17 protein-coding genes, 1 tRNA gene and 1 riboswitch are annotated in these 22,226 nt (G+C 70.1%); of the genes, 9 read left to right on the top strand and 9 right to left on the bottom strand.

Annotated elements, in window-relative coordinates:
• Nucleotides 1-20: 20 nt before the first annotated feature.
• Nucleotides 21-92 (bottom strand) — tRNA-Gln (locus ACGFIM_RS32695).
• Nucleotides 93-256: 164 nt separating this feature from the next.
• Between ACGFIM_RS32695 and ACGFIM_RS32690 the strand changes: the two genes are divergently transcribed.
• Nucleotides 257-2,227 (top strand): M3 family metallopeptidase, encoded by a 1,971-nt coding sequence (locus ACGFIM_RS32690; protein WP_393208350.1) that lies wholly within the window; start codon nucleotides 257-259, stop codon nucleotides 2,225-2,227.
• Nucleotides 2,228-2,288: 61 nt separating this feature from the next.
• Here the strand turns inward: ACGFIM_RS32690 and gltX are convergent, their stop codons facing one another.
• Both gltX and ACGFIM_RS32680 read right to left on the bottom strand, forming a co-directional pair.
• Nucleotides 2,289-3,662 (bottom strand): glutamate--tRNA ligase, encoded by a 1,374-nt coding sequence (gene gltX / locus ACGFIM_RS32685; RefSeq protein ID WP_393208347.1) that lies wholly within the window; start codon nucleotides 3,660-3,662, stop codon nucleotides 2,289-2,291.
• The gene (locus ACGFIM_RS32680) at nucleotides 3,655-4,431 is read right to left on the bottom strand and encodes a fumarylacetoacetate hydrolase family protein (RefSeq protein ID WP_393208344.1); all 777 of its coding nucleotides are present in this window, start codon (nucleotides 4,429-4,431) and stop codon (nucleotides 3,655-3,657) included. The genes gltX and ACGFIM_RS32680 overlap by 8 nt, the downstream gene beginning before the upstream one ends.
• A 193-nt stretch (nucleotides 4,432-4,624) precedes the next feature.
• Between ACGFIM_RS32680 and ACGFIM_RS32675 the strand changes: the two genes are divergently transcribed.
• A complete protein-coding gene (locus tag ACGFIM_RS32675) occupies nucleotides 4,625-5,008 on the top strand; it encodes an antibiotic biosynthesis monooxygenase family protein (RefSeq protein WP_393208341.1) in 384 nt (127 codons plus the stop codon).
• Nucleotides 5,009-5,032: 24 nt separating this feature from the next.
• On the opposite strand, the gene ACGFIM_RS32670 is transcribed toward ACGFIM_RS32675, so the two are convergent.
• Nucleotides 5,033-5,629 carry an HD domain-containing protein gene (locus ACGFIM_RS32670; RefSeq protein ID WP_393208338.1) on the bottom strand — a complete coding sequence of 199 codons (597 nt, stop codon included), beginning with the start codon at nucleotides 5,627-5,629 and terminating at the stop codon, nucleotides 5,033-5,035.
• A 232-nt stretch (nucleotides 5,630-5,861) separates the two neighbouring features.
• On the opposite strand from ACGFIM_RS32670, the gene ACGFIM_RS32665 reads away from it, so the two are divergent.
• Complete coding sequence (locus ACGFIM_RS32665; RefSeq protein ID WP_393208335.1) at nucleotides 5,862-7,418, top strand: heparinase II/III family protein; 1,557 nt, start codon at nucleotides 5,862-5,864, stop codon at nucleotides 7,416-7,418.
• Between the two features lie 50 nt (nucleotides 7,419-7,468).
• Here the strand turns inward: ACGFIM_RS32665 and cimA are convergent, their stop codons facing one another.
• Complete coding sequence (gene cimA, locus ACGFIM_RS32660; RefSeq protein ID WP_393208332.1) at nucleotides 7,469-9,043, bottom strand: citramalate synthase; 1,575 nt, start codon at nucleotides 9,041-9,043, stop codon at nucleotides 7,469-7,471.
• Nucleotides 9,044-9,278: 235 nt separating this feature from the next.
• The gene (locus ACGFIM_RS32655) at nucleotides 9,279-9,923 is read right to left on the bottom strand and encodes a DsbA family protein (RefSeq protein WP_393208329.1); all 645 of its coding nucleotides are present in this window, start codon (nucleotides 9,921-9,923) and stop codon (nucleotides 9,279-9,281) included.
• Nucleotides 9,924-10,053: 130 nt separating this feature from the next.
• Here ACGFIM_RS32655 and ACGFIM_RS32650 point away from each other — a divergent pair, with 130 nt between their 5' ends.
• On the top strand, nucleotides 10,054-11,037 hold the full coding sequence (locus ACGFIM_RS32650; RefSeq protein WP_393208326.1) for an aldo/keto reductase: 984 nt from the start codon (nucleotides 10,054-10,056) through the stop codon (nucleotides 11,035-11,037).
• Nucleotides 11,038-11,093: 56 nt separating this feature from the next.
• On the opposite strand, the gene ACGFIM_RS32645 is transcribed toward ACGFIM_RS32650, so the two are convergent.
• Together ACGFIM_RS32645 and ACGFIM_RS32640 are read right to left on the bottom strand one after the other, a co-directional pair.
• Nucleotides 11,094-12,191, bottom strand: a complete 1,098-nt coding sequence (locus tag ACGFIM_RS32645) for a branched-chain amino acid aminotransferase (RefSeq protein ID WP_393208323.1) — start codon at nucleotides 12,189-12,191, stop codon at nucleotides 11,094-11,096.
• Between the two features lie 243 nt (nucleotides 12,192-12,434).
• Complete coding sequence (locus ACGFIM_RS32640) at nucleotides 12,435-13,481, bottom strand: 3-isopropylmalate dehydrogenase (RefSeq protein WP_393208321.1); 1,047 nt, start codon at nucleotides 13,479-13,481, stop codon at nucleotides 12,435-12,437.
• Between the two features lie 99 nt (nucleotides 13,482-13,580).
• Nucleotides 13,581-13,722: riboswitch (cyclic di-AMP (ydaO/yuaA leader) on the top strand.
• A 213-nt stretch (nucleotides 13,723-13,935) separates the two neighbouring features.
• Here ACGFIM_RS32640 and ACGFIM_RS32635 point away from each other — a divergent pair.
• Nucleotides 13,936-14,340: a C40 family peptidase gene (locus ACGFIM_RS32635; protein WP_393208318.1), complete on the top strand. Its 405-nt coding sequence runs from the start codon at nucleotides 13,936-13,938 to the stop codon at nucleotides 14,338-14,340.
• A gap of 766 nt (nucleotides 14,341-15,106) precedes the next feature.
• Here the strand turns inward: ACGFIM_RS32635 and serA are convergent.
• Nucleotides 15,107-16,696 carry a phosphoglycerate dehydrogenase gene (serA, locus tag ACGFIM_RS32630; protein ID WP_393208315.1) on the bottom strand — a complete coding sequence of 530 codons (1,590 nt, stop codon included), beginning with the start codon at nucleotides 16,694-16,696 and terminating at the stop codon, nucleotides 15,107-15,109.
• Nucleotides 16,697-17,057: 361 nt separating this feature from the next.
• Here serA and ACGFIM_RS32625 point away from each other — a divergent pair, with 361 nt between their 5' ends.
• The 4 genes from ACGFIM_RS32625 (at nucleotide 17,058) to dacB (ending at nucleotide 21,870) form a co-directional block, all read left to right on the top strand.
• Nucleotides 17,058-17,795, top strand: a complete 738-nt coding sequence (locus ACGFIM_RS32625; RefSeq protein ID WP_393208313.1) for a hypothetical protein — start codon at nucleotides 17,058-17,060, stop codon at nucleotides 17,793-17,795.
• A gap of 300 nt (nucleotides 17,796-18,095) precedes the next feature.
• On the top strand, nucleotides 18,096-19,457 hold the full coding sequence (locus ACGFIM_RS32620; protein WP_393208310.1) for an MFS transporter: 1,362 nt from the start codon (nucleotides 18,096-18,098) through the stop codon (nucleotides 19,455-19,457).
• A 128-nt stretch (nucleotides 19,458-19,585) separates the two neighbouring features.
• Entirely contained in the window at nucleotides 19,586-20,134 is a 549-nt protein-coding gene (locus ACGFIM_RS32615; RefSeq protein ID WP_393208307.1) for an FHA domain-containing protein, read from the top strand.
• A gap of 191 nt (nucleotides 20,135-20,325) precedes the next feature.
• Nucleotides 20,326-21,870, top strand: a complete 1,545-nt coding sequence (gene dacB, locus ACGFIM_RS32610) for a D-alanyl-D-alanine carboxypeptidase/D-alanyl-D-alanine-endopeptidase (RefSeq protein ID WP_393208304.1) — start codon at nucleotides 20,326-20,328, stop codon at nucleotides 21,868-21,870.
• The last annotated feature ends 356 nt before the right edge of the window (nucleotides 21,871-22,226 follow it).

Raw genomic sequence — 22,226 nt, 5'->3', positions numbered from 1 at the left:
AGGAGACATCCGTTCAGATGCTGGGGTACCAGGACTCGAACCTAGACTAACTGAACCAGAATCAGTCGTGCTGCCAATTACACCATACCCCACCGCTGCGATCTCCTTGCGGAGCGCTTTGGCGACGTCCGAAAGAATAGCCCAGCTCCGGGGCTAAGGCCAAAACGAATCCTCCGGCCGCCCTCCGCCGCTCCCACCGGCTCCCCGGCCGTGCCAAGCTGAAGGGGACAAAACACCACGTGGAGGAGCCCAAGCGTTGGCCGAGAATCCGTTCTTCGCCCCAAGCGATCTGCCCTACGAGCTGCCGCCCTTCGCCGCGATCCGGGAAGAGCACTACCTGCCCGCCTTCGAGCGCGGCATGGCGGAGCAGCTCGAGGAGGTCGAAGCCATCGCCGGCAGCAGCGAGCCGCCGACGTTCGAGAACACGATCGCAGCGCTCGAACGGTCGGGCAGGATCCTCGACCGCACGAGCACGGTCTTCTTCAGCATCGCCTCGTCCAACACCACGGACGGCATCATGGAGATCGAGAAGCAGATCTCCCCTCAACTGACCCGGCACAGCGACGCGATCCGGCTCAACCGCCGGCTGTGGGAGCGCATCAAGCAGGTCACGACCGACGACCCCGAGGAGTCCTGGCTGCTGGAGAAGTACCGCCAGGACTTCATCAGGGCCGGCGCCGACCTGTCGGAGCCCGAGCAGGAGCGCCTGCGCGAGCTCAACGAGGAGCTGTCGCGGCTGTCCACCGAGTTCGCGCAGAGCCTGCTGAAGGCCACCACGGAGTCGGCGCTGGTCGTGACCGACCCCAAGGAGCTCGACGGGTTCGACGAGGCCAAGATCGAGTCGCTGCGCAAGGACGACGGCACGTACGTCCTGCCGCTGCTGAACTACACCGCCCAGCCCGGCCTGTCCCAGCTCACCGACCGCGACGTGCGCCGCCGCCTGTACGAGCTGAGCGTCAATCGCGCCCCCGGCAACTTCGAGATCGCGGCCAAGATGGCGGCGCTGCGGGCCGAGCGTGCGGCGCTGCTCGGCTTCCCCAACCACGCCGCGTACGTGGTCGCCGACCAGACCGCCAAGACCGTCGAGGCGGTCGAGGAGATGCTCGGCCAGCTCGTCGGCCCGGCCATGCGCAACGCGAAGAAGGAGGCCGAGGCGCTGGCGGAGCAGGCCGGGTTCCCGATCGAGCCGTGGGACTGGCCCTACTACACCGAGAAGGTGCGCCAGGCCCGCTACGACTTCGACGACGCGGCCGTGCGGCCGTACTTCGAGCTCAACCGGGTCTACCGCGACGGCGTGTTCTTCGCGGCGAGCAAGCTGTACGGCCTCACCTTCACCGAGCGGCCCGACCTCGGCGGCTACCACCCCGACGTGACCGTGTTCGAGGTGTCGAACGAGGACGGCAGCCCGCTCGGCCTGTTCGTGCTCGACCCGTACGCCCGGCCGAACAAGCGCGGCGGCGCGTGGATGAACAACCTGGTCGACCAGTCGTTCCTGTTCGGCACGAAGCCGGTCGTGATGAACAACCTCAACGTCACCAAGCCGGCCTCGGGGCCGACGCTGCTGACGTACGACGAGGTCACCACCGCCTTCCACGAGTTCGGCCACGCGCTGCACGGGCTGTTCTCGCAGGTGCGCTACCCGCGCGTGTCGGGCACCAAGGTGCCGCGCGACTTCGTGGAGTACCCGTCGCAGGTCAACGAGATGTGGGCGACCTGGCCCGAGGTGCTGGCCAACTACGCCAAGCACTACGAGACGGGCGAGCCGATGCCGGCCGAGCTGGTCGAGAAGCTGAAGGCGGCCGAGACCTTCAACCAGGGCTTCAAGACCGTCGAATACCTGGCCGCCACGCTGCTCGACTGGGCCTGGCACAAGCTCGCGCCCGGCGAGACCGTGGAGGACCCGGAGGCGTTCGAGGCGGCCGCGCTGGAGGCGGCGGGCATCGCGTATCCGCTGATCCGGCCGCGCTACCGGACCAACTACTTCGCGCACATCTTCTCCGGCGGCTACGCGGCCGGCTACTACTCCTACATCTGGAGCGAGGTGCTGGACGCCGAGAGCGTGGAGTGGTTCAAGGAGAACGGCGGGCTCACCCGGGCCAACGGCGACCACTTCCGCCGCGAGCTGCTGTCGAAGGGCGGCAGCCTCGACCCGCTGACGGCGTTCAAGAACTTCCGCGGGCGCGAGCCCGGCATCGGGCCGCTGCTCGCCCGCCGCGGCCTGGACTAGAACGCGCTACGGCCGGCGCGGTGGAAGACATCGCGCCGGCCGTAGCCATGACAGAACGTGCTCAGCCGCGCAGGCGGGCCAGGGCGGCACGCAGCCGCTCCATCGTGCGCTCGCGGCCCAGCACCTCGATCGACTCGAACAGCGGCAGGCCCACCGTGCGGCCGGTGACGGCCACGCGGACCGGCGCCTGCGCCTTGCCCAGCTTGAGCCCCTGGGCCGCGCCGACCTCCTCGAGCGCCTGCTTGAGCGACTCGGGGTCCCAGCTCACGGTCTCCAGGCGCTCCAGGTAGCCGGTGAGGATCTCCTCGGGGGCGTTCTTCATCGCCTTGTCCCACGACGCCTGGTCGAAGACGGGCTCGTCGAGGAAGAGGAAGTCGACGTTCTGCCGGATCTCCGACAGCACCGAGATGCGGGTCTGGGCCAGCGCGGCGACCTTGCTGAACAGCTCGCGGTCCCACGACGGGTCGAGGAAGGGCGCGCAGCGCTCCTCGAACGTCTCCAGCGGCAGCGCCCTGATGTACTCGCCGTTGAACGCGCGCAGCTTCTTCTCGTCGAAGAACGCGCTGGCGGAGTTGACGTTCTCCAGCCGGAACAGCGGCACCATCTCCGACCACGGCATGATCTCGCGGTCGTCGCCGGGGCCCCAGCCGAGCAGCATCAGGTAGTTGACCATCGCCTCGGGGAGGTAGCCCTCGTCGCGGTAGCTCTCCAGCGCCACCTTGTCGCGGCGCTTGGACAGCTTCTTGCGCTGCTCGTTGACGATGACCGGCAGGTGGGCCCAGACCGGCGGGGTGGCGCCGAGCGCGGGCCACAGCAGCATCTGCTTGGCCGCGTTGCCGAGGTGCTCCTCACCGCGTACGACGTGGGTGATGTTCTGGGTGATGTCGTCGACCGCGTTGGCCAGCACGTAGAGCGGCGAGCCGTCGGAGCGGGCGATGACGAAGTCCTCCTGCGCCTCGTTGGGGAACTCGACGTTCCCGCGTACGAGGTCCTCTACGACCGTGACGCCCTCGTCGGGGGTGCGGAAGCGCACGGCGCCCTGCGTCAGGCCGCGCTCGCGGCAGTGGCCGTCGTAGCCGCGGTGCTCGGAGCCGGTGCGGGCGACCAGCGCCTCGCGGGTGCAGTCGCAGTAGTACGCGCGGCCGTCGGCGAGCAGCTTGGCCACCGCCTCGCGGTGCTGCGGCTCGTACGCCGACTGGAAGTAGGGGCCCTCGAAGGCGGGGTTGGAGCCGTTGATGCCGATCCAGTCGAGGGCGGAGATGATGCCCTCCGTCCACTCGGGACGGTTCCTCGACGCGTCGGTGTCCTCGATGCGCAGCACGAACCGGCCGCCCGACTGCAGGGCCAGCGCCCAGTTGAACAGCGCCGTACGCGCGCCGCCCACGTGAAACATGCCGGTTGGGGACGGCGCGAACCGCACCCGTACTTCAGTCACGGGAGACCACCTTGTTCGTGAGTGTGCCGATGCCTTCGATGCCGACGCTGACCTCATCGCCGATCTGCAGGGGGCCGACGCCCGCCGGGGTGCCGGTCAGGATGACGTCGCCGGGGATCAGCGTCATGACCGCGCTGACGTACGCGACCAGCGCGGGGATGTCGTGGATGAGCTGGCTCGTACGGCCGCTCTGCCGGATCTCGCCGTTGACCGTGGTGGTCAGCGCGAGGTCGCTCGCGTCGAGATCGGTCTGGATCCACGGCCCGAGCGGGCAGAACGTGTCGAAGCCCTTGGCCCGGGTGAACTGCACGTCCTTCTTCTGCAGGTCGCGGGCCGTGACGTCGTTGGCGCACGTGTAGCCGAAGATGACGTCTTTGACGCGTTCGACCGGCACCTCGCGGCAGAGCCTGCCGATGACGACGGCGAGCTCGCCCTCGTAGTCGACGCGGTCGGACAGCGACGTGGGGTAGGCGATGTTCTCGCCGTGGCCGATCACCGAGGTGGACGGCTTCATGAAGATGAGCGGCTCTTCGGGCACCTCGTTGCCCAGTTCGGCCGCGTGCTCGGCGTAGTTTCTGCCGATGGCGACCACCTTGCTCGGCAACATCGGGGCCAGCAGTTTCACTTGGGAGAGCGGGAACCGCTCGCCGGTGAACTGCACCTGGCCGAACGGGTGGCCGGAGATGGTGGAGACGAACTCCTCGCCTGGACCGCCCTCGACCACGCCGAACGAGACGCCTTCGCCTGTGGAGAACCTCGCTATACGCACCCGTCAAGGCTATCGCCGCCGCCGGAGGGGTCCGCCCACCTCGGGCGTCCGCTGCGCGTCGCGTCCCCTGAGCTGCGATGGAGCCGGTGCGCGCGACGCGCTGGGGCGTGACCAGGCGGCGGAGGGTGCCCGCGTTAGCCTGGAGCCGCACCTGTGCCGCACCGTGTTGCGCGCTGACGAGAGGGGTCCTGCGATGTCCGTCGTGAAGATCAACGTGCTGACCGTGCCCGCCGAGATGCGCGAGGAGCTCGAGCGCCGCTTCGCCGGGCGGGCCGGGATGGTGGAGGCCGCCGACGGGTTCGAGTGGTTCGAGCTGCTGCGCCCGGTGGACGGCACCGACCGCTACCTCGTCTACACCCGCTGGCGCAGCGAGGAGGACTTCCAGAAGTGGCAGCAGGGCGAGGCGTTCCAGCGCGGCCACGCCCAGGCCGCCGGCGAGCGCTCCGGCGGCGCTCACAGGCAGGGGCCGGGGCAGGGGCATGGCCACGGGCAGGGGCAGGGGCAGGGCGGCCCGGCCGCGACCGGCTCGGAGCTGTGGAGCTTCGAGGTGGTCGAGAACGCGGGCCCCAAGGCGTAGCCCCCGCCCTGCGCCGGGCAGGGGTCAGTCGTCGAGCGGGTTGCGGACGATCCGGTCGACGATCCCGTCGCGGACGAACCGGGCCGCGCGGCTCGACGGCTTGCGCGCCCCCTGGTCGGCGATGCAGACGCTGAACTCCTTGGCGATCTCCAGCCGCGGGTGGCGCTCCAGCACCTCCTCGCGCACGCGGGCCGGGATCCTGTGGATGTCGCGGCCGGAGATGTCCATGCCCGTGGACAGTTCGAGCAGGTGCCCTTCGGGGTCCTCGTCCACGGGCACCTCGTCCCACATGTGCCGGACGATGACCTCGGCGACGCGGTCGCGCCGCTCCGCCGACCAGCCGGCACCCGCGCAGAACGCCCAGGCCACGTGGCCCCCGGCCTCCTCGTACGGCACCGCGTGGCTGTCGTACTCGGCGGCCAGGCCGATGTCGTGCAGCAGCGCCGCCACGTACAGCAGCTCCGCGTCGAAGGCGATGGCGTTGTCCTGGGCGTACGCCGCCGCCCACAGGTAGGCGCGCACGGAGTGGTTGAGCAGCGAGGGCGTGTGGTAGCGGGTGGCCACTTCGAGCGCGCCCCGGCAGGCGGGCGTGTCGGGCATCACCAGGTCGTCGAGTCTCACATGGACCAGCATGCCCTGCCGGCCGGTCGCCGGGGATTGTGGCAGGGCATCGGGCACCTAACGAAACGGCCATTCGGCTTGACCCTATGATCGTCGTTTCGAAAGCATGTCCCGCCCTCACCGTTTTGTCCTGGAAGGAACTGGCGTGCGCCGGCTCGCGATACCTCTTGCCTTAACGCTCGTACTCGGTGCCTCGGTAAGCCCGGCACAGGCGGCGAGACCGACGGACAAGGTGACCCGCACCGCCGAATGCCAGGGCGACTGGCTGCCCGCCACGCCGACCGCCGAGGACGTCATGAAGGGCGAGATCTCGCTGGTCGGGCTGCCCGCGTACAAGCTGGGCAAGAAGATCAACTGGACGGCGAGCCCGTACCGCAACCGCTCCTGGGAGTACGTCTTCCAGTCGCTGCGCTGGATGGGCACGCTCGTCGTGGAGTACGAGAACACCGGCGAGCAGCGCTACCTCGACCGCGCCACCGAGATCGCCAAGGACTGGGTGGCGCGCAACAAGTACGGCGCCCGCGGCACGCCCTCGTACGTGTGGAAGGACCACCCGGTCTCGCTGCGCACCCAGCCGCTGCTCTGCCTGAGCCGGCACGTGAACGCGAAATGGCTGAAAGACAGCCTGGCCGTGCACGCCAAGCTCCTGGCGAACCCGCGGCTGTACAAGAAGGGCCACAACCACGGCATCGACCAGGACATCGCGCTCATGGGCATCGGCTGCCGCTACGGCCGCAAGGACTGGGCGGACCTGGCGGTCAAGCGGCTGACCGGCACCGTCAAGCTCGACGTGGACGCGCAGGGCGCGCTCATGGAGCAGGCGCCGCGCTACGCCGTCTACGTGCACGGCCGCCTCCAGGTCGCGATGGGCAACATGAAGGCGTGCGGCCGCAAGGTGCCCGGCACGATCGCGAAGCGGGCCGAGGCGCTGAAGGACTTCATCGCGCACGCCACCATGCCGAACGGCTACATGGTGCCGATCGGCGACGGCAGCGCGGAGACCGAGCCCAAGATGGAGACGGGCACGCCGAAGCAGAAGGTCAAGGCGTACCGGGCCGGTTACGTCTTCGGCCGCACCAAGTGGAACGAGCCCGAGTCGGCGTACTACTCGATCAGGTTCGGCCCCGGCATGAAGTGGCACGGCCACGAGGACCACCTGAGCGTCACCTACTACGCGCAGGGCCACGACATCCTCATGGACGGCGGCTTCCACTCCTACGAGAAGAGCTCCTACCGCTACTGGACGCTCTCCCCCGAGGCGCACAACGTCCCGACCGTGGTGGGCGCCAAGTTCCGCCCGCGCACGGCGAGCAAGCTCGTCAAGACCTCGTCCGGCGGCGGCCGCCAGGCGTTCCGGCTGACCGACAAGGCGTACGGGGTGAGCAGGACCAGATCGGTGCTGGTCAACCACGACGACGACCTGATGGCGGTCTACGACACGGCGTCGGGTGGCAAGAAGGTCCGCACCATCTGGCGCTTCGCCCCCTCGCTCAAGCTCGTCTCGAAGGAGCGCGGCAAGGTGGTGCTGGGCGACGGCACGTTCAAGGTGACGCTGCTACAGCTCACGCCGTCGTGCGCCCGGCTCGGCGGGCAGAAGGTCGAGCGGGGCGGCAAGCTCGGCTGGGTGTCGCCGACCTACCTGTCGAAGCAGCGGACCAACGTGGTGGTCTCGCCGGCCGCGGCGTCGGTGCTGACGGTGATCGTGCCGGGCACGGACGCGCCCGCGGTGTCGTGCTCGGGCGGCAAGGTCAAGGTGAACGGGGTGTCGTTCCCGGCCAAGGTGCTGTAAGCCGCGTGCGGTGCGACCGGGCCCCCGCCGCGGGGGCCCGGCGTGCGCGGTCAGCAGCCGTGGCCGGCCCGCAGCAGCCCGTACGTGACCGCCTGCTCCAGCGCCTGCCACGAGGCGTCGATGATGTTCTCCGCCACCCCGACCGTGGCCCATTCCGAGACGTCGTCGCTGGAGGTGATGAGGACGCGGGTGACGGCGCCGGTGCCGTGGGTGCCCTCCAGGATGCGGACCTTGTAGTCGACCAGCTCCAGCTTGGCCAGCTCGGGGTAGAGCCGTTCGAGCGCCTGGCGTACGGCCTTGTCGAGGGCGTTGACGGGGCCGTTGCCCTCGCCGGTGGCGACGATGCGCTCGCCCTTGGCGTGGAGCTTGACGGTGGCCTCGCTGACCAGCTCGCCGCCCTTGGTGCGCTCGACGATGACCCGCCACGACTCGACCGCGAAGTGACGCTTGCGCTCGCCCTCGACGGTGTCGCGCAGCAGCAGCTCGAAGGAGGCGTCGGCGGCCTCGAACGTGAAGCCGCGCGCCTCGAGGTCCTTGACCCGCTCGACGAGCGTCTTGGTGTCCTCGGGGGTCAGCTCGTAGCCCAGCTCGCGGCCCTTCAGCTCGACGGAGGCGCGGCCGGCCATGTCGGAGACGAGCATGCGCATGTCGTTGCCGACCAGGGCCGGGTCGATGTGCTGGTAGAGGTTGGGGTCCACCTTGATGGCGCTGGCGTGCAGCCCGGCCTTGTGCGCGAAGGCGGAGGTGCCGACGTAGGGGGCGTGGGAGTTGGGGGTGACGTTGGTCACCTCGGTGATGGCGTGCGCGATGCGGGTCATCTCGGCGAGCGACTGCTCGGGCACGAGGTCGTAGCCGCGCTTGAGCTGGAGGTTGGCGACGACGGTGAAGAGGTTGGCGTTGCCCGAGCGCTCGCCGTAGCCGTTGGCGCAGCCCTGGACGTGGGTGGCGCCCGCCTTGACCGCGGCCAGGGTGTTGGCGACGGCGCAGCCGGTGTCGTCGTGGCAGTGGATGCCGACCCTGGCGCTGGTCTGCACGGCCTCGTGCACGATCTCGGCCAGCTCGTCGGGCAGCATGCCGCCGTTGGTGTCGCACAGGGCGATGACGTCGGCCCCGGCTTCGGCGGCGGTCCTGACGACCTCCAGCGCGTACGCTGGGTTGGACTTGTAGCCGTCGAAGAAGTGCTCGGCGTCGAGAAAGACGCGCCGGCCCTCCGCACGAAGGTGAGAGACCGTGTCGCGGATCATCGCGAGGTTCTCCTGGAGAGTCGTGCGGAGGGCCAGCTCCACGTGCCGGTCGTGGCTCTTGGCGACAAGGGTCACGACCGGCGCGCCGGATTCGCGCAAGGCGGCCACCAGAGGGTCGTCGGCGGCCTTCACACCTGCCCGGCGGGTCGCGCCGAACGCGGCGAGCTGCGCGTGCTTCAGGTCCAGCTCTGTTCGAGCGCGCCTGAAGAACTCGGTGTCCTTGGGGTTGGCGCCCGGCCAGCCCCCTTCGATGAAGCCGACGCCCAGGCTGTCCAGGTGACGAGCGACGGCGAGCTTGTCGGCGACGGTGAGGTTGAGCCCCTCCTGCTGTGCGCCGTCGCGTAGCGTCGTGTCGTAGACGTGGAAGCGGTCGTCGGCCATGAGTCTCTTCTCTCTGCGGGTGCTTCTCTGTCGGGTCTGGGGCGGAGAATCGTCCGGGAAAACAAAAAGACCCCTCACGGACGTGAGAGGTCTGCGCGCCGGCGGTGTCCCTTGTCAGCCGGCGCGCCTGCCGATAATGAGCAGACCGTAGAACATGGTGCCGTCCAGTGTGCCACATGGATTCACCATCTGGCACACGGATCTCACCCCTTGGGACACGGCGTCGGAAGGACGGTCACACCCGGACGCCGCCGCCGTCCGTGATCAGCCGCTCGAGCGCGACCGGGTCGAAGACCTCGCCGCCCAGCATGCGGCCGTCGAGCAGCACGGTCGGCGTGCCCTCCAGCGGGATCTTGGCGGTCTCCGCCAGGTGCTCGTCCGCGTACGCCTGCGACTCCACGCACGCGTCGACCGACGCTCCCGCCTTCCTCGCCGCCGCCACCAGCTCCTCCACCGTGAAGCCCGAGGCCACGCCGTGCGGGGCGGGCTGCATGGCGTACAGGGCGTCCCTGAAGGCCAGCCAGTTCTGCTCCGGCACGCAGCGCGCGGCCGCGGCGGCGCGGATGGAGTTGGACCGCATGGGCTCGTCGCGGAAGATCGTCACCGCGTGGAAGACGACCTTCACCTTGCCCTCCCTGGCCAGGCGCTGGATCGTCGCATCGACCCTGTTGTGCATGTCCTTGCACACCGGGCAGTCGAAATCCTCGAACACGTCGAGCACCGGGGCGTCGCTGCCCAGGTCCGCCAGGATCATCGAGCCGTCCGCCTGCCTGGTCAGTTCCACCCCGTCGGATGACATGCCGGGCCGGGCGAAGGCCAGCACCCCGAGTACGGCGATCGCCGCGAAGGCCGCCACTACCGCCACAAACCGCTTCTTCATGAGCCCACTCTCACCTTTATCGATCGCGCAGACCCTACCGGAAGCGGTGACAACGCCGATCACGCGCGTAGGGTTGCGGCGCGACGGGCAGTGTGGTCCTCAGGGGACATGCGCACAAGGGGGAACGCGGATGCGGTACGTGACGCTCGGCCGCGACGGGCCGACGGTTTCGGCGGTGGGCTTCGGGGCGATGACCCTGGCGCCGAGGCTGTACGGCGACGTGAGCGAGCCGGAGGCCGAGCAGACGCTGCTGGCCACGCTGGACGCGGGCGTGACGTTCGTCGACACCGCCGACATCTACGGCGCGGGGCACAGCGAGACCGTGATCGGGCGGGTGCTGCGCGGCCGCCGGGACGAGGTCGTGCTGGCCACGAAGTTCGGCGGGAACTCCGACGAGCAGGGCCGGCTGCTGCCGGGCATGGGCCGGCCCGAGTACGTGCGCAGGGCGCTGGAGGCCAGCCTCGACCGCCTCCGTACCGATCGTGTGGATCTGTACTACCAGCACCGGCTCGACCCCACGACGCCGATCGAGGAGACGATGGGCGCGCTGGCCGAGCTTGTGCAGGCGGGGAAGATCCGCTACATCGGCCTGTCGGAGGTGTCGGAGCGGACGCTGCGCCGCGCCTGCGCCGTCCATCAGGTCACGGCCCTGCAGACCGAGTACTCGCTGTTCCACCGCTACCCGGAGCAGGACGTCCGCCCGGCCTGCGACGAGCTGGGCGTGGGGTTCGTCGCCTACAGCCCGCTCGGGCGCGGCCTGCTCGGCGGCGCGATCCGCGGCCGGGACTCGCTGGAGGAGGGCGACTGGCGCAGGGGCAACCCGCGCTTCGCCGAGGGCAACGTGGACCGCAACGTGGAGCTGGCCGACGCCGTGGCGGGCTTCGCGGCCGAGCTGGGGCTGCCGGTGGCGCAGCTCGCGCTGGCCTGGCTCGTGCACCGCGGGACCGTGCCGATCCCGGGGACGCGCAGAGCCGAGAACGCGCGGGCCAACGCCGCGGCCGCCGACGTCGCCCTCGACGAGGAGACCGTGCGGCGGCTCGAGGCGCTGGTACCGCCGGGCGCGGTGGCCGGTGAGCGGGGCAACGCCGCCTACCTGGCCAACCTCGACACCTGACGCCGCCCCGGTCGGCCCGCCCCGCCACCTCGCCGGCCGCGCCCGCCGCCGGGGGTTCAGGCGATCTTGTGGATCCAGTTGTGGGTGTCGGGGCGGGCGCCGTACTGGATGCCGACGAGCTCCTCGCGCACCCGCATGGTGATCGGGCCGGGCGTGCCGTCGCCGATCGTCCAGGCGCGGTCGGCGCCCTTGACCGAGCCGACCGGCGTCACCACGGCCGCGGTGCCGCAGGCGAACACCTCGGTCAGCTCGCCGCTGGCGCATCCGGCCTGCCACTCGTCCACGGAGACCAGCCGCTCCTCGGTCTCCAGGCCGAGGTCGCCGGCGAGCTGGAGGATCGAGTCGCGGGTGATGCCGGGCAGGAGCGTGCCGGTGAGCGCGGGGGTGACGAGCTTGCCGCCGATGACGAAGAACAGGTTCATCCCGCCCATCTCCTCGACGTAGCGGTGCTCGTGCGCGTCGAGCCAGACGACCTGGTCGCAGCCGTTCTCGACGGCCTGCCGCTGCGCCACGAAGGCCGCGGCGTAGTTGCCGCCGCACTTGGCGAAGCCGGTGCCGCCGGGCGCGGCCCTGGTGTACTCGGTGGACAGCCAGACGGAGACCGGCTTGACGCCGCCGGTGAAGTAGGAGGCCGCGGGCGAGGCGATGACCATGTACCGGTAGGTCTTCGACGGCCAGTTGACGCCCAGCCCGACCTGCGTGGCGATCATGAAGGGCCGCAGGTAGAGGCTGTGCCCCTCGGTGGTGGGCACCCACTCCTTGTCGGTGTCGACGAGCAGCTCGAGCGACTCGACGAACGTCTCCTCCGGCAGCTCGGGCATGGCCATGCGCTGGGCCGAGCGGTTGAAGCGGCGGGCGTTGGCGTACGGGCGGAACATCACGATCGAGCCATTGGCCTGCCGGTACGCCTTGAGGCCCTCGAACAGCTCCTGGGCGTAGTGGAAGACCGCAGTGGCGGGGTCGAGGGTGAGCGGCCCGTACGGCGTGAGCCGCGCGTCGTGCCAGCCCTGACCCTCGGTGTAATCGATCGAGACCATGTGATCGGTGAAGATCTGCCCGAAACCGGGGTTCGCCAGTACCTGCTCCCGCTCGGCCGCGGTGCGAGCGTGGTCGGATAGCTGCACGTCGAAGCTGAGCTTCTGAGCGACGGTCATGACGACGATCCTTCTCTCTGCGATCTACCGAATCTAACGGAGCTGTCCGCCGGCTGCGGTGCTGCGCGACTGCCGCGGGGCGGCCGTGCCGGAGGCAGTCCGTACTTCCTATTGTCTCGCTATATGGGATGGCAAGGGGTCAATCGTGCATTAAGCGCACTTTTCCCCGGTGCTGGGGACACCAAAAAGCGCCCGGCAGTCCGTCCTAGGGCCGCCGGGCGCTCGTGAATCGGCTAGGCGACCCTAGCCGGCTACTCGCGCGGTGATGTCGTCGCCGATCTGCTGCGTGCTGCGCGGGCCGGCGCCCTCGGCACGCGCCGCGATGTCGGCGGCGACCGCCTGCTCCACCTTGGCCGCCTCAGCGCTCAGGCCGAGGTGGTCGAGGAGCATGGCGACGGACAGGATGGTCGCGGTCGGGTCGGCCTTGCCCTGGCCGGCGATGTCGGGCGCGCTGCCGTGAACGGGCTCGAACATGCTGGGCGCGGCGCCGGTGGGGTTGATGTTGCCGCTGGCGGCCAGGCCGATGCCGCCCGCGATGGCGGCGCCGAGGTCGGTGATGATGTCGCCGAAGAGGTTGTCGGTGACGACCACGTCGAAGCGCTCGGGCTGGGTGACGAAGAACATCGAGGCGGCGTCGATGTGGGAGTAGTCGACGCTGACCTCGGGGTAGTCGGCGGCCACGCGGTCGACCGTGCGCTGCCACAGGTCGCCCGCGTAGGTGAGGACGTTCGTCTTGTGGACGAGCGTGATCTTCTTGCGGGGGCGCGACTGCGCCTTGTCGAAGGCGTAGCGCACCACGCGCTCGACGCCGTAGGCGGTGTTGAGCGACTCCTGGGTGGCGATCTCGTGCGGGGTGCCGCGCCGCATGGCGCCGCCGGTGCCGGCGTAGAGGCCCTCGGTGCCCTCGCGGACGACGATCATGTCGATGTTCTCGGGCGGCGTGTCGGCCAGCGGGGTGCGCACGCCGGGGAAGAGCTTGACCGGGCGCAGGTTGACGTAGTGGTCGAACTCGAACCGCAGCCGCAGCAGCAGGTCGCGCTCCAGGATGCCGGGCGGCACACTGGGGTCGCCGACGGCGCCGAGCAGGATGGCGTCGTAGCCGCGCAGCTCCTGGAGCACCGAGTCGGGCAACGTCTCGCCGGTGCGGTGATAGCGGGCGGCGCCCAGGTCATAGTGGGTGGGCTCGATCTTCGTACCCACCGCCTCCAGGACCTTGAGTCCTTCTGCGACGACCTCGGTGCCGATGCCGTCACCGGGGATGACAGCCAAGCGGATGTTACGCGACTCCATGGGCGGTACCTTACCGGCTCGTCTCGACTGACGAACACATCATCTCATTGTCCGGACGTCCGATTTTAGACGCATTGCGACCTTTTGACCGTTTCGTTAGAGTCCGTCAGGCCTAATCCACGCAGCGGGTGCGTGGAGCCGGGGACCCAACCTCCCCCAGGGGCGAATCGGCACACGCCGTAGGGCTGTCTTCCAGGCCCGAGCCCGTCAGCTAACCCGGTCGGCCACGTGGAAGGACAGACCCCTGTCTCGCATCGCCATCGCCCTGGCGGGCGTCGCCGCCGGGCTCATCGCACTCCCCTCTCCGGCCTCCGCCGACCCCGGCAAAGGCCGCGACCACGCCGGCCAGGACACCAAGCCGGCCGGCCCGATCACCCTCACCGGCCCCCAGGTCAAGCGCATCCAGCTAAAGCGCCTGCCCAAGCCCGCCTGGAAGGTCGCGCTCAGGTTCGCCATGCGCCAGCGCGGCACCCCGTACGTGTGGGGCGGCACCGGCAACGGCGGCTACGACTGCTCCGGGCTCATGCTCAGGGCGTACGGGAAGGCGGGGATCCACCTGCCGCGCACCGCCGCCGAGCAGTACCACGCGTTCTCCCGGAAGATCGGCTGGAACCAGCTCAAGCCCGGTGACCTGGTCTTCTTCAGCGGCCTCGGCCACGTGGGCATGATCTCCAAGCCCGGATACATGGTGCACGCGCCGCACTCAGGCGACGTGGTGAAGGAGGAGAAGCTCTCCGAGTGGCGCCGTCAGGCGTTCGTCGGCGCGGTCAGGCCGGACCCCAAGGGCGTCCGCCGGTGGGCCAAGGAGCTCGAACGGCGCAAGGAACCCGCACCGCCGATGCTCACCGCCACCCTCTGAGCGTGCACCCGTGAGGCCCGCCGGACCACACCGCGCGAACTCCGGCCGAACTCCGGCACCTGACCGTGAACCCGGCCGAACCGCGGCGGCACTCCGGCGACTCATCGGCCCCGTGCGACGGGCGCGGGGCCGCTCGTGCTCACCTGCTCTGCGGGGCTCCGCCGTTGTCGCGCCGGTCCAGGGCCATCTGGACGGCCTCCGTGGCCTCGTCCTCGTGGTCCTCGGCACGGTTGTAGGCATACATCTCGTACATGTGACTCATCTCGCTTCGCGGACGCGTTCCTGAACAAGAGGGGGAAGCCGGGCTCCGGTCGCGAGCCCGATCGGGCCTGATCTCGTGGTCCGGGTTGCGGACCAGGCGAAGGGACTTAACGGCCGACACATGCGCCGCTCACCGCGGCGGGTACGTCGACCTGCCCTAACAGGCCCCGCCGCGGCAGGTAATGAGTACGAGAACCTGGCGCATCACCGCCACAGTACCCGAGGATGAAGCTTGGATGTCCTACTATCTCGCATCCTGAGACAGAAAAGGGCCGCCACCCGAAACGGGTGACGGCCCTTCGCAGGTCATCAGGGGTGTGCCCCGAGCCGGTCGGCCGAAAGCGCGGCCTCCGGCCCACCTCATTCAGGTCCGCTGCGCGACCCTCCGGATCGGCCGGGAGCCGGTTCGCCGTGGAGGACTTCCCTCTCCACGACCACGACCCGGATGCGCGGCCCTCCGCCCGGCCGGGAGGCGGTTCGCCTCTCCCGGCCGGGCGGAGTCGGCTCAGTCCTCCAGGTCCACCGAGCGGCCGCTCTCGGCGCCGATCTCGGCGCCGATCTGCTCGACCACGTCGGCCGGGATCGCCGAGTCGACGGTCAGCGCGATGAGCGCCTTGCCGCCCTTGACGTCGCGGGCCACCTGCATCGAGGCGATGTTGATGCCGTGCTCGCCGAGCAGCCGGCCGACCACGCCGACGACGCCGGGGCGGTCGGTGTAGGTGAAGAAGCACAGGTGGGCCGTCGGCTCGATCTCCATCTCGTAGCCGTTGACCTCGACGATCTTGGTGATCTGGCGCGGCCCGGACAGCGTGCCCGAGACCGAGACCGTGCGGCCGTCGGCCAGCACGCCGCGCACGGTGACCACGTTGCGCCAGTCGGGGCTCTCGGAGCTGGTGACCAGCTCGACCTCGATGCCGCGGTCCTTCGCCAGCAGCGGCGCGTTGACGTAGGTGACCTGCTCCTCCACCACGTCGGCGAAGACGCCCTTGAGCGCGGCCAGCTCGATCACCCGGACGTCCTGGGAGGCGATCTCGCCGCGCACCTCGACGTCGAGCTTGGTGGCCACCTCGCCGGCCAGCGCGGTGAAGACCCGGCCCAGCTTCTCGGCCAGCGGCAGGCCCGGCTTGACGTCCTCGGCGACCGCGCCGCCCTGGACGTTGACCGCGTCGGGCACGAACTCGCCGGCCAGCGCCAGCTTCACGCTCCGCGCCACCTGGGTGCCGGCCTTCTCCTGGGCCTCGTGGGTGGAGGCGCCGAGGTGCGGCGTGACCACGACCTGGTCGAGCTCGAAGAGCGGGCTGTCGGTGCACGGCTCCTTGGCGAAGACGTCCAGGCCGGCTCCCGCGACCCGGCCCTCCTTGATCGCCGCGTAGAGCGCGCCCTCGTCGACGATGCCGCCGCGCGCCACGTTGATGATCCGCACGTTGGGCTTGACCTGGTGCAGCTCGCGGTCACCGATGAGCCCGATGGTCTCCTTGGACTTGGGCAGGTGGACGGTGATGAAGTCCGACTGCTTGAGCACCTCTTCGAGGCTGACGAGCCGGACGCCCATCTGCGCGGCGCGGGCCGGCGGCAGGTAAGGGTCGTAGGCGATCAGCTCGACGCCGAACGGCGCCAGCCGCTGCGCCACGAGCTGGCCGATCTTGCCGAGACCGAGGATGCCGACGGTCTTGCCGTCCAGCTCGACACCGGTGTACTTCGAGCGCTTCCACTCGCCGTTCTTCAGCGCGGCGTGGGCCTGGGGCGTGTTGCGCGCGCTGGCCAGGATCAGGGCGATGGTCTGCTCGGCGGCGCTGGTGATGTTGGAGGTCGGAGCGTTGACGACCATGACACCGGCCTTGGTGGCCGCCTCGACGTCGACGTTGTCGAGGCCGACCCCCGCGCGGGCGACCACGCGCAGCTTGGGCGCCGCGGCGATGGCCTCCGCGTCGACCTGCGTGGCCGAGCGGACGATGAGCGCGTCAACGTCGGCGAGGGCGGGCAGCAGCTGGGAACGGTCGGCGCCGTCGGTGTGGCGGACCTCGAAATCGGCGCCGAGAACGGCGAGACCGGCCTCGGACAGCTCCTCTGCGACCAGAACGACGGGCTTGTTCACTGGTGTGGATCCTTAAGGCAAGGCGGGCTGGGGGAGGGGACACGTCCATGGATCCCCCCCGGCGGTCCCACAGAGTCTATCGGGCGCTTGTGAACGCGTTCACGAGGGACTCACGATGTGAGACGCGCGGCGGTGTACCCACCGGGCGGCAAAGTCATCCACGCGGCTCCCATCTTTGTCTTGATCGGGGGATTTATTCGCCATTAGCCTGATAAGCCGTGGCCGACTACCTATGGTTCGTCATATGAGCATCGGGAATCCTGCGCTTGCCGACGTGCTCGCCCAGCATGGCACCCCTCACCGCCTCCTGGGCGCTCTTGCCGACGGTGGAGTCCTGGTGGCAGTGCGACCAGATCGTTCCGTGGTCCTCGGGACCACGCAATTGGGTGACCGGGTGCTGCTGGGATACACCAGCCCCGCCACCTACGCCCGGCACCGCGGCAGCCATTCCCTTTCGGCCTGCGACGCCGACACCATCCTGGACATCCAGCGCGTCACCGGGGTGCGCGAGATCGTGATCGACGCGGCCGGACCGGCGGCCGCGGCCGTGCCCATCGACGATCTGCAGCGTTTCATCACCACGACGCGCACGGGATCCACGCCCGTGCTGTCGGGGGCCGCCCCCGCCGCCTACGCCACGGGCGCGATGGCCACCGTCTCGCGCGGTGCCGCCCTGGCCCAGGTGGCGCCGCCCTCGCCCGAAGCGCCCGCGCTGCCCTGGGTGCCCGCTCCCCGCCCGCACCTGTCGGGGCCGATGCAGCAGGTGGACCCGGGCTACCGGCGGTGCACGCACCCGATCCTGCCCGCGCTGCGCAAGGCGATCGCGTACCTGCTGGTCGACTTCCCGCTCGTGCACCACGTGTGGATCAGCGAGGCCCGCACGGCCTCCGGCGCCACCGGCATCATGCTGCACGTCAAGGTGCACATGTCCGCGGCCGAGGACGTCGTACGCGACCTGCACCGCCTCGTGCGCGCCCGGCTGCCGCAGTTCGCCGCCTCCGGCGCGCCGATCCTGATGGCCAGGGTCGCCGACGCGCGGAGCGAGCGCCGCATGATCGAGATCGGCGCCCACGTCGTCTGCGCCAGCGTCAACGACTGACCCGCTGAACCCCGGAGGGCCCGCTGCATCCGGGCCCTCCCTCACCGGACGGCGCCACTCCGCCCGCACCCTCCCCCGCCGGACGGCACCACTCCGCCCGCACCCTCCCCCGCCGGACGGCACCACTCCGCCCCGTACCCTCCCCCCGAAAGGCGCCGCTTCGTTCGCGCCCTCGCCGCCGGGCCGGGCCGGGCCGGCGCCGGCCCGAGCCCCCGTCCCCGGACCGAGCCCGCCGGAAACGGACCTTGGCCGGGAAACTGGGCCCTCCCCAACAAGCCCTGGCTCGGCTTCAATGAGGTAATGATCACACCGGGCGCGGGCCAGGTCACCGTCTCGAAGGGCGTGCGGTTCGGCTACGGCATCGGCTCCTTCTGCACCGCCACCGTCAACACGGTGCCCGGCCTGCTGCTGCTGTACTACATGACGAACTTCCTGGCCGTGCCGGCGTGGCTGGCCGGCGTGGTGGTGACCGCGCCGAAGGTCTGGGACTTCATCATCAACCCGCTGGTCGGCCGCTGGTCGGACCGCACCGTCTCGCGCTGGGGGCCGCGCAGGCCCTGGCTGCTCGCCGGCGCGTGCACGATGCCGGTCGCGTTCTTCCTGATGTTCGCCGGTCCCCCGCTGTCCGGGGTGCCCGCCGCGCTGTACGTCGGCGCCTGCTTCCTCGCCACGGCCACCGCGTACGCGCTGTTCGAGGTGCCGTACAAGGCGATGCCCGGCGAGATGACGCACGACTATCACGAGCGCACGTCGCTGCTGCAGTGGCGGATGGTCTTCATCGGCGCGGCCACCGCGATCAGCGGCGTGCTGGCGCCCGCCATCGCCTCGGGCGAGGGCGAGCACGGCACCGTGGGCAGCTACCGCGTGATGGGGCTGACGATCGCGGCCATCATGCTCGTGGCCATGCTCGCCTCGTTCTTCGGCACCGCACGCGCGCCCATGACGGGGGCGCCCGAGCCCGACCGCGGCGGGTGGCGCGAGCAGTTCGCGGCGATCAAGGGCAACTCGGCGTTCCTCTGGCTGACCGTGCTGTCGTGCACGCAGATGCTGGCGGTCAGCATGATGCTGGCCGCGGCGCCGTACTTCGCGACGTACACGCTGGGCGACCCCGGGGCCACGCAGACGCTGTTCGCCGCGCTCGTGGGGCCGATCCTACTGACCATGCCGCTGTGGGTGCGCCTCGCCAAGCGCTTCGACAAGCGCGGCGCGATGGTGCTGGCGGCGCTGATGTACGGCGGCGGCACCACGGCCGCGCTGGCCACGCCGATGTTCGGCTCGCCGTGGGCGCATGGCTGGATCCTGCTGGTCGGCATCGGCTACGCCGGGATGCAGTTGCTGCAGTTCTCGATGCTGGCCGACGTGATCGCGACCGACGCGGCGGCGACGGGCAAGCGGCGGGCCGGCGTGCTCACCGGGCTGTGGACGGCGATCGAGAGCGGGGTCAGCGCGTTCGGCGCGCTGATCTTCGGCGTGGTGCTGTCGATCGGCGGCTTCATCGAGTCGGAGCCGAGCCGGCCGGTCGAGCAGCCGGAGAGCGCGCTGAGCGCGGTGCTCATCGGGCAGACGCTGATCCCCGCGCTGATCATCTTCGCCTCGGTGCTGATGACGCTGAAGTACCGGCTCAAGCCGCCGGCCGTACCGGCCGCAGCGACCGCGGAGTGACCCCGGAGTGACCGCCCAGGCGGGCGTGCGCGCCCACCCGGAGCGCCGCATGGCCCTTGTCCTGGGGCCATTTCCATCTGATCCCCGTATTCTGGACAGCGGCCGAGGTTCGGGCCGATACTCGCTCTATGAGCTCCACTCATCCGCCTTTTCGCGCCTCAGATGGGGAACGTGACCGTGCGATCGAGGAGCTCAAGCACCGCGCCGTCGAGGGCCGCATCTCCCATGACACCTTCGTCGGCCGCGTCGATCAGGCACTGCGCGCGCGTAACCGGCACGAGCTCGACGAACTCGTGGCCGACCTGCCCAGGCGGCCCACTCTCCGGCAGCGGCTGACGGACGCGGTCGCCTCGCTGTCGGAGTTCACCACCAAGATCCAGGCCGCATGGCGGCGGCCCCGGCTGCCCCGCCTGGCGCTCCCCGACGACGACCGCGAGCGTTACGTGGTCGGGCGCGGGTCGTCCTGCGACCTCGTGCTCACCGACCTGACCGTCTCCCGCGTGCACGCCGAGCTGCGGCGCGAGAGCGACGGCGCGTGGATGCTGGTCGATCTCGGCTCCCTCAACGGCACCCGGCTGAACGGCTGGCGGCTGGTGGGGCCCGCGCGGGTGAAGTCGGGCGACGAGGTGGCCTTCGGCGACTGCGGCTTCCTGCTCACGGCCGAGCGCCCGTCCTGACACATTTCCGGCCGTCCATCCCGACACGCCGCACGGCGCTGTCGGAGCGTGCTAGGAAAAGAGCCGTCCGTACGCGGCCCGTCCGTTCTCACAACGCTGCTACAGCCGATAAATACGTGTATTTGCGGATTACAGGCCGCCTGCGGTGATTCATGCTCTTCTGGCGATTCCCCCAGTCACTTGGAGACCCCATGCGGCGCACCTCAGCCTCACTCGTCGCGGGCGCGCTCGTCGCGGCCCTCGCGTGGGCGTCAGCCCCCTCTTCCCCGGCCATCGCGCAAGACCCCGACGTGGGCGTGGCGGACCTGACCCAGGACATCAACCAGATCCTCAGCGACTCCCGGCTCACGATCGCCCGCGCGGGCGTCGTGGTGAAGAGCGCGAAGACCGGCGAGGAGCTGTACGCCACGGACGCGGGCAAGCTGCTCATCCCCGCGTCCAACACCAAGCTGTTCACCTCGGCCGCCGCCGTGGAGACGCTCGGCCTCGACTACCGCTTCACCACCAGCGTGCTCGGCACCGGCCGCAAGGCGGGCTCGGTGCTGACCGGCGACCTGGTGCTGCGCGGCACCGGCGACCCGACGATGCTGGCCGAGGACTACGACGCACTGGCCGCCCAGGTCGCCAAGGCCGGCGTCAAGGTCGTCACCGGCAAGCTGGTGGCCGACGACACCTGGTTCGACTCACAGCGGCTCGGCAACGACTGGGCCTGGGACGACGAGACCGCCTACTACGCCGCCCCGATCTCGGCGCTGACCGCCGCGCCCGACCGCGACTACGACGCGGGCTCGGTGGTCGTGGCCGTCTCGGCGAGCGGCGGCAAGGTCAAGGTGACCACGACGCCGGAGACCGACTACCTGAAGATCGTCAACAAGGCGACGGTCGGCGACTCGACGGACGTCCTCATCGAGCGGCAGCACGGCACCCGCACGGTGGTCATCACGGGCACGGTGAAGGACCCGTACCAGGAGTGGGTGGCGGTCGACGACCCCACCGCGTACGCGGCCTCGCTGTTCCGCGACGGCCTGCAGCGGCACGGCGTCAAGGTGCTCGGCCCGACCACGACCGGGGCGGCCCCGTCGGACGCCAAGGAGCTGGCCAAGCACGAGTCGATGACGCTCGGCGAGCTGCTGGTGCCGTTCTTGAAGCTGAGCAACAACATCCACGCCGAGATCCTCACCAAGGCGATGGGCCGCAAGGTCGCGAACCAGGGCACATGGTCGGCCGGGCTCAAGGTCACCACGGACTTCGCCAAGGCGCACGGCGTCGAGGTGATCAACATGCGGGACGGCTCGGGCCTGTCGCGCCGCGACGGCTTCTCGCCGGCCTCGATCGTGCAGCTGCTGTCGGCCGTGCGCGACAAGCCGTGGTTCGACACCTGGTACGAGTCGCTGCCGATCGCCGGCAACAGCGACAGGTTCACCGGCGGCACGCTGCGCAGCCGCATGCAGGGCACGCCAGCGGAGAACAACGTGCACGCCAAGACCGGCTCGCTGACGGGCGTCACCTCGCTGTCCGGTTACGTCACGAGCGCGGACGGCGAGCCGCTGATCTTCTCGATCATGCTGAACCAGTACCTGTCGGGCTCGCCGAAGGACATCGAGGACAAGATCGCGGTCCGGCTGGCGCAGTTCTCGCATACGGCGGCGGTGGATGGGACCGTCCAGCTCCGCGCGACGCAGGCGCCGCAGGCGGGCGAGCTGGAGTGCTCCTGGCTCAAGCCGGCCTCCTGCTGACGGCGGGCCGACGTCTCCCGACAGCCGTGCACGGGCCGCTCCGCGGCCGGTGCACGGCTGATGCGTGACCGGCGCACGACCCCGGCGATGTCTCGACGCGTGAGAGTCCGCCGGGGTTTACCGAGTTCAGGCGATATGTCATCACGATTCGGCCACCTGGAGCTCCAGGTTAGTCGGCCATTTGCCTACAAACGCGGCTCAGTCAGGACAGAATTCGTGATTGAGCGCCAACGCCGCCCGCTACGGCGCTCGTACGGACCATGGGAGCGAACAGGGCTTCACCGGCCCACCCCGAGCCGGTCTCCCACCGCACGCCCGCAGCGCTCCCCTTCGGGCGGACCCGGCCGCGCCTCCCC

Origin of the sequence: Nonomuraea sp. NPDC049309, from assembly GCF_043196965.1 — a bacterium.
Lineage (GTDB): Bacteria > Actinomycetota > Actinomycetes > Streptosporangiales > Streptosporangiaceae > Nonomuraea > Nonomuraea fastidiosa.
Note: the sequence above shows the minus strand (reverse complement) of the source record. Positions and strands in the feature narration are given on the sequence as shown.